This is a genomic window from Micromonospora noduli (assembly GCF_003264365.1).
Lineage (GTDB): Bacteria > Actinomycetota > Actinomycetes > Mycobacteriales > Micromonosporaceae > Micromonospora > Micromonospora noduli.
On the sequence record NZ_PYAK01000036.1, the window covers coordinates 36167 to 49059 of the forward strand.

Sequence of the window (12893 nt, forward strand, 5' to 3'; positions counted from 1 at the left end):
CGAACGGGCTGCGGCCAACCGCGTCGTTGACTATCTGCGTGGGTGGTACTGGTTGCGGCGGGGGACCTGTTCGGGGTCGAGCCAGGCCGGTGGGACGAACTCCGGGTGCCCGTCGCCGCCAAGCTGGACGATCCAGTCGCCGTGGTGCAGGTGTCGGTGGTGGTGGCCGCAGAGCAGCACGGCGTTGGCCAGGCAGGTGGTGCCGCCGTCGGCCCAGTGGCGGATGTGGTGGCCGTCGCACCATCGCGGTGGGCGGTCGCAGCCGGGGAACGCGCAGCCCCGGTCGCGCAGCACCAGGGCGCGGCGCAGTGGGCCGCTGATGAGGCGGCGTTGCCGGCCGACGTCGAGTGGTTGACCGGTGCCGCCGAGCACGGCCGGCAGGATGCTCGCGTCGCAGGCCAGGCGGCGCACGGCCTCGGGGGTGAGGTGCGGGCCGATGTCGAGAGCGCCGGTGCCCAACTGTCGGGTCAATCCGTCGTAGTCGGTGGTGACGACGACCTGGGCGAGGTCGCCGCCGTTCTCGGGTAGCTCACCGCTGCGAAGGGCGAGCCGACACACGTCGACCAGGGCGTCGTGGCGGCGTTGCCCCGGGGTGCGGGTGTCGTCGGGCCCGGTGGGCGTGGTGAGCGGATCGATGGCGGCGCGCAAAGCGGCGGCGGCTTCGGTGTCGAGGATGCCGGCGAGGCGTAGCCGGCCGTCGGTCTGCTCGCTGATGGTGATGTGCCGGTCTCGGGCGGCCCGGGACTCCTGGGCCCGCAGTGCGGCCTCGGCGGCGGCATCGGCGACGTCCGGGGCGACGTGGTCGAGGATGCGGGTGCCGAGCTTGCGCAGCAGCGCGGCGTCGAACTGCGTCGCCCAGTCGACGAGGACGCCGACGGCCTTGTCGGCGGCCTCCGCGCCGGCGCTGGCGTGGACGGTCTCGACCGTCTCGGCGATGACCCGGACCTGCTCCACGTCGACCACCCCGCCAGCCAACGCTTCCCGCACCCCGGGCGGAGCGGCGTCGAGCGTCGCGGCCAGCTCGACCAGCCGTCGGGCGACACCGACCCCGAGCCGCAACCGGTCCCGCAGCCACACCGCCGTCGAGGACGCGCCCTGCGCCGTCGCCGTACCTCGACCGTCCAGCTCGCGCACGAGGCTCAGCTTGACTGCGGCCAGCCGTTGCTCGAGGCGGTGCGCGGCGTCCAGCGCCGCCACGAGATCGGGCTCGCTGGCCCAGGCGGCCGTGTCGAAGCAGGCCGCCACCGCGGCATCGGCCTGCTCCAACGCATCGATCACAGGCAAAGATTAGAACACCTGTACGACAATTGCGGGGTCGTTGTGGTCCCGTCGGAGCGGATCACCAGGCCGTCGAAACACGCGGAGGTGACGTAGCCTCCGGCCATGATCGAACGGGTGAAGGTCGCGGTTGTCGGTGTCGGTAACAACACGTCGGCGCTGGTGCAGGGGCTAGCTCTCTACCGCCAGAGCGGCAGCCTGGTCGGGATTCGTAGGCCGACTATCGACGGGCTCGGGGTGGGCGACATCGACGTCGTGGCGGCCTTCGCCACCTCCGAGGAGAAGGTCGGTCGGGACCTGACCGAGGCGATCTTCCTGGCGCCCAACAACTTCCCTCGGCTGGACTGCGATCTGCCCAGGGCCGGCGTGCCGGTCACGAAGGGCCTCGTCGACGCGAGCGAGGTGCGACGGGTGGCGGCGGCGCTGGCAGGGGCGGAGGTGCTGCTCTACTCCGCGCCGAGCGGTCGGCCGGAGACCGCCCAGGCGTACGCCGAGGCGGCCCACACCGCGGGTGTCGCCTTCATCAACACGACCTCCGACCCGGTCGCCCGCCATCCACGCTGGATCGACAGGTTCGAGGCAGCCGGACTGCCGTTGCTCGGCGACGACCTGGCCAGCCAGTTCGGCACCTCGGTGCTGCACAACGCGCTGCTGCGGCTCCTGCAGGAGCGGGGCCTCACGCTGGTCAGCTCCTACCAGGTCAATCTGGGCGGCACCGAGGACTTCCGCAACCTCGTCGAGAACCCCAACACCAAGAAGCAGTCCAAGCTCAACGCTCTGTCGGACGCCGACAGCGTCGAGGTGGCACCGCTCGGGTACCTGCCGCATCTCGCGTCGCAGAAGGTGGCTCACCTCAACCTTGAGGCGCAGGGTTGGGGTGAGACAGCGGTGAGCCTCGACGTGAAGCTGAAGGTGCACGATCCGAGCGGTGCCGCCGGCGTCAACATCGACCTCATCCGCATCGCCGCCAGCGCGCTACGGAACGGGCGTGGTGGTCATGCTGCCGAGGCGACGTCGTTGTTCAAGTCTCCGCCGGGGACAGCTATCTGAAGTCCGTCTGCCTCAGGCCGCGCCGACGGAGCGGTAGACCTCCACTGTCTGTCGGGCGATGGCGTCCCAGGAGAAGTGCTGCACCGCGCGCCGTCGACCGGCCAGGCCGAACCGCTCGGTGCGCGCCGGGTCGGCCAGCAGCGTGTTGATCGCGGCCGCCAGGTCGGCCACGAAGCGGTCCGGGTCCAGTGGAGTGCCGGAGCCGTCGGTGGCCTGCTCGATCGGCACCAGCAGGCCGGTCTCGTCGTCGGCCACGACCTCGGGGATGCCGCCGGTCGCGGTCGCCACCACGGCCGTCTCGCAGGCCATCGCCTCCAGGTTGACGATGCCCATCGGTTCGTAGACCGACGGGCAGACGAAGACGGTGGCGTGCGTGAGCACCTGGATCACCTCGGGCTTGGGCAGCATCTCGGCCACCCAGACCACGCCGGAACGGTTGGCCCGCAGCTCGGCGACCAGCTCCTCCACCTCGGCGGCGATCTCGGCGGTGTCCGGCGCGCCGGCGAGCAGGACGAGCTGGGTGTCCGCCGGCAACTCCCGGGCGGCCCGCAGCAGGTACGGCAGCCCCTTCTGCCGGGTGATCCTGCCCACGTAGACCACGCTGGGGCGGGACGGGTCGACGCCGAGCCGGTCAAGCACGTCGGTGCCCTGATCCGGGGCGTACTGGATGGTGTCGATGCCGTTGTAGACCACCCGGACCCGGTCGGGGTCGATCTGCGGGTACGCGGTGAGCACGTCGTTGCGCATTCCGCCGCTGACCGCGATCACCGCGTCGGCGGCCTCCATCGCGGTGCGCTCGATCCAGGAGGAGAGCACGTAACCGCCGCCCAGCTGCTCGGCCTTCCACGGCCGCAGCGGCTCCAGGCTGTGCGCGGTCACCACGTGCGGCACACCGTGCAGCAGCTTCGCGGTGTGGCCGGCCAGGTTCGCGTACCAGGTGTGGCTGTGCACCACGTCGGTGCCGGCCGCGCCGGCGGCCATCTCCAGGTCCACGCCCATCGTGCGCAGTGCGGCGTTCGCGCCGGTCAGGCCCGGCGGTTCGGCGTACGCGGTGACGCCCGGCTCGGTGCGCGGCAGACCGAAGCAGTGCACCCGTACGTCGGCGAGGCGGCGCAACTCCCGAGCCAGGTACTCGACGTGCACACCCGCGCCGCCGTAGACCTCCGGTGGGTACTCGCGGGTGAGCAGATCGACGCGCAGGGATCCGGTGGCCGGGGAGGAGTCGGTCATGTGCGCACCCTAGTGCAGAAGACTCCCCGTACGAGTGGTGAAGTGGGACGCGGGTGGATAGCGTCGGGGCATGGCTGCCAAGGTGCTCGCGATCGTCCTGGCGGGTGGGGAGGGCAAGCGCCTGATGCCACTCACCACGGATCGGGCCAAGCCGGCCGTCCCGTTCGGCGGGATGTACCGCATGGTCGACTTCGTCCTCTCCAACCTGGCCAACGCCGGCTATCTCAAGATCGTCGTGCTGACCCAGTACAAGTCCCACTCCCTCGACCGACACATCACCAAGACCTGGCGCATGTCCACGCTGCTCGGCAACTACGTCACCCCCGTGCCGGCGCAGCAGCGTCGTGGCCCGTGGTGGTTCGCCGGCTCGGCCGACGCCATCTACCAGAGCTTCAACCTGATCAACGACGAGCAGCCCGACTACGTGATCGTCTTCGGCGCCGACCACATCTACCGGATGGACCCGCGGCAGATGGTGGAGGACCACATCGCCTCCGGCGCGGCGGTGACAGTGGCCGGCATCCGCCAGCCGCTGTCGATGGCCGACCAGTTCGGCGTCATCGAGGTCGGCGAGGACGGCAAGCGGATCCGGGCGTTCCGCGAGAAGCCCACCGACGCGGTCGGTCTGCCCGACGCGCCGGATGAGATCTACGCCTCGATGGGCAACTACGTCTTCACCACCCGGGCGCTCTGCGAGGCGGTCGAGCGCGACGCCGAAGACAAGTCCAGCAAGCACGACATGGGCGGCAGCATCATCCCGATGCTCGTCGAACGCGGCGAGGCCAACGTCTACGACTTCCGCGACAACGAGGTGCCGGGCAGCACCGACCGTGATCGCGGCTACTGGCGGGACGTGGGAACGCTCGACTCGTTCTACGACGCGCACATGGATCTGATCAACGTGCACCCCGTCTTCAACATGTACAACTTTGACTGGCCGATCTACACCGAGCAGCCGCCGTGGCCGCCGGCGAAGTTCGTGCACCAGTGGGGTGAGCGGGTGGGCCGGGCGGTCGGCTCGATGGTCTCCCCGGGTGTGGTGATCTCCGGCTCGCTGGTGGAGAACTCGATCGTCTCGCCGAAGGTGCGGGTGCACTCCTGGGCGCACGTCGAGGGTTCGGTGCTGATGGAGGGTGTGGAGATCGGCCGGCACGCGGTGGTCCGGCGGGCCATCCTGGACAAGAACGTGTTCGTCCCGGAGGGCGTCGAGATCGGCGTCGACCTGGAGAAGGACCGGCAGCGCTACACCGTTTCCGACAACGGCATCGTGGTGATCGGCAAGGGCCAGAAGGTCGTGCCGTGACCGACAGGCACTCCCCGAGGAGGATCCCGCAGTGACCCACCCCCGTGCCGGCCAGCCCGCCGAGCCCGCCGACCTGGTCGACGTGCCGCGCCTGGTGACCGCCTACTACGCCGAGCATCCGGATCCCGCGGACCCGGCCCAGCAGGTCTCCTTCGGCACCTCCGGCCACCGCGGCTCCAGCCTGCGCAACGCGTTCAACTCCGACCACATCCTCGCGGTCACCCAGGCGCTCTGCGACTACCGGCGCGAGCAGGGGCTGGACGGGCCGCTCTTCCTCGCCCGGGACACCCACGCGCTCTCCGCGCCGGCCGCGGTGGACGCCCTGGAGGTGCTCGCCGCCAATGGGGTCACCGTGCTGGTGGACAGCCGCGACGGTTACACCCCGACCCCGGCACTGTCGCACGCGATCCTCACGCACAACAGTGGGCGGACCAGCGGGCTCGCCGACGGCATCGTGATCACCCCTTCGCACAACCCGCCCGACGACGGCGGTTTCAAGTACAACCCCACAAACGGTGGGCCGGCCGACACCGACGTGACCCGGTGGATCCAGGACCGGGCCAACGCCATCCTCGCCGCCGGGCTCAAGGAGGTCCGCCGGATCACCTACGCACGGGCGCGGGCCGCCGACACCACCGGGGAGTACGACTTCCTCGCCAACTACGTCGACGACCTGCCGGCCGCGATCGACATCGACGCCATCCGTGACGCGGGGATCCGCATCGGCGCGGACCCGCTGGGCGGGGCGAGCGTGGCGTACTGGGGTGAGATCGCCGAGCGGCACCGCCTGGACCTGACCGTGGTCAACCCGACGGTCGACCCGACCTGGCGGTTCATGACCCTGGACGGCGACGGCAAGATCCGGATGGACTGCTCCTCGCCGAACGCGATGGCGTCGCTGATCGCCGCGCGGGCCGACTACCAGATCTCCACGGGCAACGACGCCGACGCCGACCGGCACGGCATCGTCACCCCGGACGCCGGGCTGATGAACCCCAACCACTACCTGGCCGTGGCGATTCGTCACCTCTTCCGCACCCGCACCGAGTGGGGGCCGGCCGCCGCGGTGGGCAAGACCCTTGTCTCCTCGTCGATGATCGACCGGGTCGCCGCCGACCTGGGTCGGCCGCTGCTGGAGGTGCCGGTCGGCTTCAAGTGGTTCGTGCCTGGTCTGCTGGATGGCGCTGTCGGCTTCGGTGGCGAGGAGAGCGCCGGGGCGTCGTTCCTGCGGCGCGACGGCTCGACCTGGACCACCGACAAGGACGGCCTGCTGCTCTGCCTGCTCGCCGCCGAGATCCAGGCCACCACCGGCCGCAGCCCGAGCGAGCACTGGGCGGAGTTGGCCGAACGCTTCGGCGCCCCCGCGTACGCCCGGATCGACGCCCCTGCCACCCGGGAGCAGAAGGCCGTGCTCGGCAAGCTCTCCCCGGAGCAGGTCACCGCCACCGAACTCGCCGGTGAGCCGATCACCTCGACGCTGACCACCGCTCCCGGTAACGGCGCGGCGATCGGCGGCCTCAAGGTCAGCACCGAGTCCGGCTGGTTCGCCGCGAGGCCCTCCGGCACCGAGGACGTCTACAAGATCTACGCCGAGTCCTTCCAAGGCCCCGACCACCTCAAGAAGATCCAAGAAGAAGCCAAAGCTCTGGTAGACCAAGCTCTGACCTCCTAACCCCGGCGCCCACCCGCCCATCCGCCCGCCTTGATGGGGACGGGTGGGCGGGGTCAGCAGGGCGGAGGTATTTCCCGTTGGGTGCGGCGCAGTTCCTCAGGGAGCAGCTCGCGGAGCTGCTCGGGCAGGAACGGCAGGTCGAGCAGCGTCATCTTCAACTGGTTGCGTTCCTGGTAGCGCAGCGGGTCGAAGCGCACCACCAGGCCGGCGTTGCGGCGGTAGCTGATTTCCACCGCTCCCTCGGTGGCCGGGTCGCGGAACACCAACCCGTCCATCTCCACCACCACCGGGGACGAGTCGGGCTCCAGTTCCAGCCGGATCTTCTCGCTCGGTGAGAGCACCACCGACCGGGAGATGCCGGCCATCGGTGCCGACGGCGTGATCACCATCGAGTCCGCCGCCGGGGAGATCAGCGGGCCGCCGGCGGCGTAGCTGTACGCCGTGGAGCCGATCGGGGTGCTGACCACCACGGCGTCGCAGCGGTAGTAGCCGTACTGCTGGCCGTCGATGGCGAGTGTGACGTTGACGAAGCCGGAGCCGGGCTGGCGCACCAACGCGATGTCGTTGAACGCCACCACGTCGTCGCCACACACGTCGCAGGCGAGGCAGGCGTGCGACTCGATGGTGAACTCCTTCGACAGCAACCGGCTCAGCGCCTCAGGAAGCTCCGGCGGCTCGATCTCGACGAGAAAACCCACACGACCCAGGTGTACGCCGAGCACCGGCTTCGGGTCGAGGACGGCGGATCGCAGCGCACCCAACATGGTGCCGTCGCCGCCGACGCTGATCAAGGCGTCGGCGCGGGCCGCCACCTCGTCCTCCGGCACCGGCACGATGCAGGACGAGACGCGGTGCTGGTCCTCCTCGCGAACCATCAGCGTCTTGTGGTGACGCTTCGCCCACCGTTCGATGATCCCGACCACCTCGGTGACATCCCGGGTGGGGTGCAGCACAAGTCCCAGCCCCGACACCCGTACAGCTCACCACATCGGCGGCGACCGTACCCGGCGTACACCAAAGGTGCGCCGACGGTCCGCGGACCGTCGGCGCACCTCGCCACCATCAGGGGCGGGACTGCCCGGCGAGGTGGGTCAGCGAGCGGGCGACCAGGTCGTCGCGGGCCGCCGGAGGCAGACCCTCCAACCCGAAGCCCAGGTACACCGTGTCCCCGGTGACCACCACCGAGCCCTCCTCGAACGCCTGCTGGCTGCGCGACCAGTCGTTGGCGTTGCCAGCGGAGCCGGGCGGTGGGCCGGCCACCGTCCAGCCACCCAGGTCGGCCGACTCGAACGAGGTCTCCGCCACTGTCGACCCGTCGACCAGCACCCGGGCGTCGTCCAGGAAGACGCCGAGACCCTGGGTGCCCCAGTCCGAGGCGTACGTGATCGACACCTCGACCTGCTTACCTGCGTAGCCCGACAGGTCGACCACGAACTCCTTCCAGCCTCCCGACGACCCGCTCGCCGCGTTCCAACTGCCGGTGCTCCCGGTGGGAGAGCAGTCCGCGCCCTGGTAGTGCGCGAGGAACGGGTGCAACTGCTCCACCCAACCCTCGGTGCAGCTGTCCCCGGTGACCGTGCTGGTTTTGCCGTTGGCGTCCGGCAGGGTCGTCCAGTCGTCGCTACCCACCTCGTGCGCCTCGACGAACATGAAATCCCAGTCCTGCTCGATCTCGTAGGAGGTGAAGAAGCGCAACTCTCCGCTGCTCGCCCCGGTGAGATCCACAGTGCGTGTGAGCCGCTTGTACGACTCGTCGGTCTGCCCGCTGTACAGGTACCACTCACCCGTACGCGGATCGAACGGCGCGCCGCCCGGCCGGGTCCAGCCCACCGGCGCGGAACTGGCGAACTGCGGGAACTCGTCCTGCGGCAGGAAGCTCGACGTGGTCAGGAACGACGCGGTGTGCGCCTGGTTCTCCGCCGAGCCGGAGGCGTTCAGCTGCCCCTCGAAGCCGGTGAACGCCGCGTCGGTCCCGACGACCGGGAACGGCTCCCCGTCCGGGTTGGTTCCGCCGTCGCTGACGTAGGTGTGCGCGCCCAGCCAGTACTGCTGGAAGTCGTTCAACAGCGGCAGACAGCTGGCGGCCTCGGCGTCGGTGCACTCCGGCGGCGCGTCCGGGTGATAGACGTACGACCCGTTGGCGCCCTGCGCGAACAACGCGTACTGGCCGCTGACCAGTAGTTTGCCGCCCTCGTTCAGATAGTCCCGAACGGCCAGCTCGGTTTCCAGTGCCGCCCTGGCCGTCGTGCCGGCCACCTGACCGGGGGAGCGCAGGATCACGTCGTCGCCGGTCTCCCAGACCACCGCCTCGTAGTGCGACAGCACGCCGAGCGGGTGCGGCGCCCTGCGGCCCATCGCGTCGAAGTCGTACACGTCACTGCTGCGCCCGGCGGCGCCCAGCGACGCTGCGACCTCGTCGGCGTACTTCGCTGTGGTGCCGGTCTGCGCCGGGCTGAGGCCGGTGACGTCCTCCATCGCGAGGACCAGCACGTCGCCCCCGACGTCGTTGTGCACCCGATAGGTGAAGTGTTCGCTGGCCACCACCCCGGCGCGCGGTTTGTTCCCGGTGAACCAGACCTCCACCCGGTCGCCCGGCTTCGCGCCGCTGACCGTGCCCCGTAGCTCGGCGTAGTAGTCGTCGTGTGTGTCGCCGTACCGCTCGCCACCGCGCCACTCGCGGACCGCGACCGTCTTCGGCCGCCCACCGTTGATCGTGTAGTGCATCCGCACGTTTCTCAGCGCCCGACGGGTGATCGAGGCGACCTGCTGGGTGCGCCCGTACGAGGTGTCGAAGGCGTCGACCACGAAGTCCGGAGTGCTCCGACCGACCACCGAAACCGGGTCGTCCGGGTCCGCCGCCGACCGGGCCACTGCCAACGCGAACGGTAGATTCTTGCTCACCTCGCCGGCGATCAGCGTCTCGTCGTCAGGGAAGATGAAGCCGCTGACGCAGTCCTCGGGGCGCCACTGGTCGTCCGGGTCGACGGCCGAGGCGGCCTCGCAGGTGGACATCTCCGGGGTGAAGCCCAGCGTGCCGTACCTGACAGTGGCGTGACTGTCGGTGTCACCGTTTGTGGTGTACAGCTCCGCCGAGATGTCCGGGTCGTAGCCGGGCACCGCGGGATGCTCGTCGTCCCCGACCATCGCCTTGTAGATCTCGTCGTCGGGGCTGGGTGTGCTCACCTGCCAGCCGATGCCGTAGAGCAGCAGTTCGGCCGCCGAGTGGTAGTTGACGAAGAACTCGAACCCGACCCGCTTGAAGAGCCGGTCCAGGGCCTTGGTCTCCGGCTCGGAGTTGGGGCCCGGGCCCCGGTAGGTCTCGCTGTTCGGCTCCGGAGAGGAGCCCTCGTTGTCGTACCCCCACTTGTAGCTGAAGTTGCGGTTGAGGTCGACGCCGTCGCCGGAGCCGAGCTGCCCGTCACCGTTGTTGTCCCGCAGGTTCTTGCGCCACAAACGGTTACCGGGGGTGAACGTGAAGTCGTATCCGTCCGGGTTGGCGACCGGCAGGAACCACAGTTCGGTCGTGTCCAGCAGTCGGGTGATCTCCCGGTCGGTGCCGTAGCTGTCCAGCACGTGATGCATCAGCCGGCGGGTCATCTCCGGCGTGATCCACTCGCGGGCGTGCTGCGCGCCGGCGTAGAGCACCGCCGGTCGCTGGCCGTCCGCGACGGTCCGCGCGTTCTTGGTGACCTTCACGGCGACGATCGGCTGCCCCTGCTGGCTGCGACCGATCGTCTCCACCTTGGTCAGCTTGGGATACCGGGCCGCGGTGGCGTTCAGCTCGTCTCGCAGGCCGCCCGGCTCACCGTACTGACGGAAACTCGTCCAGCCGGCCGCGGCCTGCTCCCGTAGCGCCTGCGACGCGTCCTTGCCTCGCACCTTCTTCACCGACAGCGGTACGCCCTTGTCGGTCAACCGCTTCGCCTGCCGTCGGCTGAGGACCGTCTCGACCGTCGTGCGGCCGGACGCGTCCGCCTTCGCGTCGTGGCCGAGGTCGACCCCCGCCGCGCGCAGTTGCTCCCGCTGTTTTGCGTCGACAGTGCCGACGTACACCTCCAGGCCGTCGCGGACGGCCGGGTCGGACGGCGGCCGCGCGCTGGCCGGTGGGGTCAGTGCCAGTGCGCCGAGCAGGGTGACCACGCCGGCGATCGCCAGTCGTCTCGGTCTCATCGCGCCTCCTTGGGTGAAGGACCTGTAGGCGCGAGCCTTCGGTGCGGCGTGATCAGTGTCAATAGGTCGATGGGTGCGAGGTCGCTGACCGTGCCGGTGTCGGGGCTGTAGGTGACGGTGGCTCGGGTCGGCCAAGACGCAACAGCAAACCACCGCCGAGGCGCGAGGTCCCTTTTGCGCATCTCTGCGTTCTTCTGGTCGTTGTTCCGTCAGGAGTCACCTCCTGTCGGACGTCGCCTATTCGGCTCGGACGGTCGCCGCAGGACGAAGAGGGCGAGGGCGAGATGTACGTAGTGATCATGGCGGGCGGCAAGGGGGTGCGGCTACGCCCGTACACCTCGGTGCTGCCCAAGCCGTTGGTCCCGATCGGCGACAACTACGCGATTCTCGAGATCATCCTTTACCAATTGGCGGCTCGAGGATTCACCCAGGTCACCCTGGCGATCAACCATCTCGGCTCGCTGATCCGGGCCTTCGTTGGTGACGGCTCCCGGTTCGGCCTTCGAGTCGATTACCTGGAGGAGGGGGCACCCCTGTCAACCATCGGGCCGCTGTTCGGGATGCGCGACCGACTCCCCGAGCATTTCTTGGTGATGAACGGGGACGTGCTCACCGATCTCGACTACGCCGACCTGCTTGCCACGCACGTTCGGTCGGGCGCCCCGTTGACGGTGGCCACCTACCGGCGGAGCGTGAAGATCGATTTTGGGGTGCTGGAGGCCGAGGGTGACAAGATCATTAAGTTCAACGAGAAGCCGGTCTTGGACTACCGGGTCAGCATGGGCGTCTATGGCCTTTCCGCCCGCACGATCGCGAACTATCAACCGGGGCGCGCTTTCGGGTTCGACGAGCTCGTTCTAGATCTACTCAGGAAGGGCGAGCCCCCGACCAGCTATGACTTCAGCGGGTACTGGCTCGATATCGGCCGTCCTGAGGACTACGACGAGGCCAACCGCTGCTTCGCCGAGGTTGAGCCCATCCTGCTGCCGGCTGGTGTGGCCCGCCCCCACGTCGAGGTCGACACGGTGACAGCCGCTCAGCTGACCCGCATTTCACCCGTATCGACAGCAGACTAGGAGCAGGCCCCATGCAGGCATCTTCGACCGACGAACTGGTGGCGGTGACCGGCGCAGGCGGGTTCATCGGCTCGCACCTCGTCGAGGCACTCGTCAATCGGGGGCACCGGGTGCGGGCCTTCGTCCACTACAACGGGGCCGGCTCGTACGGCTGGCTGGACACCTTCGGCGCTGACCAGTTGGCGCAAGTGGAGGTGGTCGCTGGCGACATCCGGGACCGGGGAATGGTGCAGCGGCTGGTCGACGACGTGTCGGTGGTCTACCACCTGGCCGCCCTCGGCGGCATCCCGTACTCCTACCTGGCGCCGCAGTCGTACGTAGAGACGAACATCGTCGGCACGCTCAACGTGCTCGAGAGTGCTCGGGTGGCAGGCAGCCCGCGAGTGGTGGTTACCTCGACCAGCGAGGTTTATGGCACGGCGACCAGCGTCCCTATGACCGAGACGCACCGACTGCGCGGGCAGTCCCCGTACGCGGCCACCAAGATCGGCGCGGATAAGCTGGCCGAGAGCTACCACCTGAGCTTCGAGTTGCCGGTGGTCACCCTGCGCCCGTTCAACACGTATGGCCCGCGCCAGTCGACCCGGGCGGTCATCCCGACAATCGTCGCCCAACTCGCACGTGAGCCCGACCTCATTGAGTTGGGTGCCGTCGAGACCACCCGGGACCTGGTGTTCGTCGGGGACACCGTCGCCGCCTTCATCGCGGTGGGGTCCGCGCCCGCCGACCGTGTGGTCGGGCAGGTGTTCCAAGCGGCCACGGGCCGGGAAACCTCGGTCGGTGAACTGGTCCGCCGGATAGCTGGGATTTTTGGCGCCGATCCGCAGATCTTGGTTTCGGATGCACGACTACGTCCGACCGGCTCCGAGGTGGAACGGCTTCTCGGTGACGCCAGTCTGCTCCGTGCGCAGACCGGCTGGGCGCCGGTTACGTCCCTCGACGCCGGGCTGAAGGCCACCGTGGAATGGTTCCTCGACCCCGCCAATCTCGCCCGCTACCGGGTCGACCGCTCCGTCTGAGCGCCAATCTCACCGTGACCGGCCGCCCCCGAACCGACGCGGTGGCGGCCGGCACTCTGGCCTCAACTCGTAGGACACAAACAGCGCGGTCAACG

General features: G+C 69.3%; 9 protein-coding genes. 5 read left to right on the plus strand and 4 right to left on the minus strand.

Annotated features, from left to right (window positions below; all coding sequences use genetic code 11):
- Positions 1 to 30: 30 nt before the first annotated feature.
- A complete protein-coding gene (locus tag GUI43_RS23220) occupies positions 31 to 1278 on the minus strand; it encodes an HNH endonuclease signature motif containing protein (RefSeq protein WP_112699782.1) in 1248 nt (415 codons plus the stop codon).
- Between the two features lie 105 nt (positions 1279 to 1383).
- Here GUI43_RS23220 and GUI43_RS23225 point away from each other — a divergent pair, with 105 nt between their 5' ends.
- Positions 1384 to 2328 carry an inositol-3-phosphate synthase gene (locus GUI43_RS23225; protein ID WP_112584698.1) on the plus strand — a complete coding sequence of 315 codons (945 nt, stop codon included), beginning with the start codon at positions 1384 to 1386 and terminating at the stop codon, positions 2326 to 2328.
- Between the two features lie 12 nt (positions 2329 to 2340).
- Here GUI43_RS23225 and glgA read toward each other — a convergent pair whose 3' ends face one another.
- Complete coding sequence (glgA, locus tag GUI43_RS23230) at positions 2341 to 3558, minus strand: glycogen synthase (RefSeq protein WP_112699783.1); 1218 nt, start codon at positions 3556 to 3558, stop codon at positions 2341 to 2343.
- A gap of 70 nt (positions 3559 to 3628) precedes the next feature.
- Between glgA and glgC the strand changes: the two genes are divergently transcribed.
- Positions 3629 to 4861, plus strand: a complete 1233-nt coding sequence (gene glgC / locus GUI43_RS23235) for a glucose-1-phosphate adenylyltransferase (protein ID WP_091401467.1) — start codon at positions 3629 to 3631, stop codon at positions 4859 to 4861.
- Positions 4862 to 4892: 31 nt separating this feature from the next.
- Complete coding sequence (gene pgm / locus GUI43_RS23240; protein ID WP_112584696.1) at positions 4893 to 6533, plus strand: phosphoglucomutase (alpha-D-glucose-1,6-bisphosphate-dependent); 1641 nt, start codon at positions 4893 to 4895, stop codon at positions 6531 to 6533.
- A 53-nt stretch (positions 6534 to 6586) separates the two neighbouring features.
- On the opposite strand, the gene GUI43_RS23245 is transcribed toward pgm, so the two are convergent.
- Positions 6587 to 7495 (minus strand): NAD(+)/NADH kinase, encoded by a 909-nt coding sequence (locus GUI43_RS23245; RefSeq protein WP_238411002.1) that lies wholly within the window; start codon positions 7493 to 7495, stop codon positions 6587 to 6589.
- Between the two features lie 100 nt (positions 7496 to 7595).
- The gene (locus GUI43_RS23250) at positions 7596 to 10703 is read right to left on the minus strand and encodes a M14 family metallopeptidase (RefSeq protein ID WP_112699784.1); all 3108 of its coding nucleotides are present in this window, start codon (positions 10701 to 10703) and stop codon (positions 7596 to 7598) included.
- A 284-nt stretch (positions 10704 to 10987) separates the two neighbouring features.
- Here GUI43_RS23250 and GUI43_RS23255 point away from each other — a divergent pair, with 284 nt between their 5' ends.
- Both GUI43_RS23255 and GUI43_RS23260 read left to right on the plus strand, forming a co-directional pair.
- Positions 10988 to 11779 carry a sugar phosphate nucleotidyltransferase gene (locus GUI43_RS23255; RefSeq protein WP_112584693.1) on the plus strand — a complete coding sequence of 264 codons (792 nt, stop codon included), beginning with the start codon at positions 10988 to 10990 and terminating at the stop codon, positions 11777 to 11779.
- An 11-nt stretch (positions 11780 to 11790) separates the two neighbouring features.
- Positions 11791 to 12798, plus strand: a complete 1008-nt coding sequence (locus GUI43_RS23260) for a GDP-mannose 4,6-dehydratase (RefSeq protein WP_112584692.1) — start codon at positions 11791 to 11793, stop codon at positions 12796 to 12798.
- Positions 12799 to 12893 lie beyond the last annotated feature (95 nt).

Coding starts and splice junctions, on each gene's coding strand:
- GUI43_RS23225 (WP_112584698.1), top strand. CDS start 1,384: ATGATCGAACGGGTGAAGGTCGCGGTTGTCGGTGTCGGTAACAACACG.
- glgA (WP_112699783.1), bottom strand. CDS start 3,558: ATGACCGACTCCTCCCCGGCCACCGGATCCCTGCGCGTCGATCTGCTC.
- glgC (WP_091401467.1), top strand. CDS start 3,629: ATGGCTGCCAAGGTGCTCGCGATCGTCCTGGCGGGTGGGGAGGGCAAG.
- GUI43_RS23250 (WP_112699784.1), bottom strand. CDS start 10,703: ATGAGACCGAGACGACTGGCGATCGCCGGCGTGGTCACCCTGCTCGGC.
- GUI43_RS23255 (WP_112584693.1), top strand. CDS start 10,988: ATGTACGTAGTGATCATGGCGGGCGGCAAGGGGGTGCGGCTACGCCCG.
- GUI43_RS23260 (WP_112584692.1), top strand. CDS start 11,791: ATGCAGGCATCTTCGACCGACGAACTGGTGGCGGTGACCGGCGCAGGC.